1 protein-coding gene is annotated in these 358 nt (G+C 68.4%); it reads right to left on the reverse strand.

Annotation, left to right across the window (positions count from 1 at the left end; all coding sequences use genetic code 11):
* Positions 1-279 (reverse strand): hypothetical protein (locus RDU12_RS12530; protein WP_308684901.1); only part of this gene is annotated, 279 nt, incomplete at its 3' end.
* Between the last annotated feature and the right edge of the window lie 79 nt (positions 280-358).

The raw sequence follows: 358 nt of genomic DNA on the forward strand, positions 1-358 counted from the left end.
CACCAGCGGCTGGGCCGGCAGAACCGGGCCCGTGGCGGCGGGTTCGACCAGCGGGGCGGGCGCGACCTCGTCGCCCTGCCCCATCGCCAGGGCCAATGCGCCGCCGCCGAGAACCAGAACGCCGATCGGCGCCAGGATCATCCAGGTCTTCACGCCGCCCTTGCGGCCGCGGGTCGAACCGCGGGTGCGGGCGTAAACCGGCACATAGGGCTCGGGGCGGGCCTCTTCCATGTGCGTGTCATGGGGCAGGGGCCGGTCATGGGGATAGGTCACGGTCATGTTCAGTCCTCCAATTCAGTGGGGACCGAACCCGCCTCGAAGATCGCAGTTCCACAAAATCGGGATGGCCTTGAAGATA

The organism is Brevundimonas sp. (genome assembly GCF_031082345.1).
GTDB lineage: Bacteria > Pseudomonadota > Alphaproteobacteria > Caulobacterales > Caulobacteraceae > Brevundimonas.